The sequence below is a fragment of the Desulfonatronovibrio magnus genome (assembly GCF_000934755.1).
GTDB classification, from domain to species: Bacteria; Desulfobacterota; Desulfovibrionia; order Desulfovibrionales; family Desulfonatronovibrionaceae; genus Desulfonatronovibrio; species Desulfonatronovibrio magnus.
In genome coordinates, this window is sequence record NZ_JYNP01000150.1 from 1 (window position 1) to 1252 (window position 1252).

Below are 1252 nucleotides of genomic sequence, written 5' to 3' on the forward strand. Positions count from 1 at the left end.
TAACGCGTCCTCAGCAAGAAAACCAAAATTTCTTGCAACAGGAGAGTATTGTCTCTTGACAGAGGGCCTTTTAATGGGAGTTAAACACAGCTCCGCTGTAGCCCAAAGGGCTGTTTAACCGGGTGAATACCGGCATCTGTACCTGAAACGGTCAGTCCTGGATATTTTATACCCTTTCTTCCTGGCCTTTTCCACGATCTTTTTGTCCATTACCTTGCCTTTCCCGGCATCCACACTTTGTGTAGTGTAGGGATTAGTTGAGTGCTGCTTTGTTTACCAATTCTGTGAATTCATCCAGGGATTCTGTCCTGATGATCTTTCTGGCTAAAACTCGGAGATTATCTATGGACTGAATAGATCTGATTTTGACTGAAAGCATGCCGGGTAGTGGGCCGTAGAGCTCTGATGCCTGGTCTATCAGGGTTTCTTGGGCGTTTTCTAGTTTGCCCTTAACCAGACCTTCCTCTCTCCCAATAATAACCCCTTCATGCTTGCCCTGCCTAAGCCACTGGTCAGCCAAAGTTTCCATTATCTTCTCACCTCCCTCTGGAAGTAAATCCAGAGCTTTTTTGTAGTCTTCCTGGTTTAGATAGCCGGAGCTCTTAACCAGGTATCTAAAGAAAATATCAATGTATTCCAGGGCAGTTCTTTGCCCCAGAGATTCTAACAAACCAAGAACCAGCCGGGGTGGCAACTCCTTGATATTCGGGTCGTTCTGCATTTTTATTATTTCAACATAGAACTTGAGCAGGATCTTTTCCTGAACTTTTGCCTCATCAATACCACGAACATTGAAAAAGGCAAAGGAAAAGTCCGGGATATAGACCTTAAAGAATTCGGAAGGCATTTCCACCAGGTCATGGAAGGAAGAGCACATATTTCGGTCATCCTCCTGGCCCTGGTAGATGACTATGGGAATAATCGGCGGGAGCTTGCCATCCACAAGCATATGCTGTTCCTGGAGTTCCAGCCACTGAAGGGCCATGTACTTGAGTATCTGCACCCCTGTCAGAGGGTCAGGAGAACTTTTGTGCTCAAATAACAGATAAATTCTGGCGAACTGGTTTTTATAACCAACCAATTGTACGCTGAAAACCAAGTCTGAGTAGTGCTTCTTGAGCTTCTTGTCTACATAAGTTGTAGGCTCCAGTCGCAGGGTATCCAGGTCAAAGCGTTTTAGGATTTCCTGGGATATATGTCCCTTCAGGAAGTGCCTGGCGTTATCTAAGTTCTTGAATATCTTCAGGAACAT

The 1252-nt window shown here is 45.1% G+C and carries 1 protein-coding gene; it reads right to left on the reverse strand.

Annotated elements, in window-relative coordinates; genetic code table 11:
- Positions 1-253 precede the first annotated feature (253 nt).
- Positions 254-1252, reverse strand: a 999-nt coding sequence (locus tag LZ23_RS11925; protein WP_045214507.1) for an Rpn family recombination-promoting nuclease/putative transposase, incomplete at its 5' end; no start/stop codon positions are given.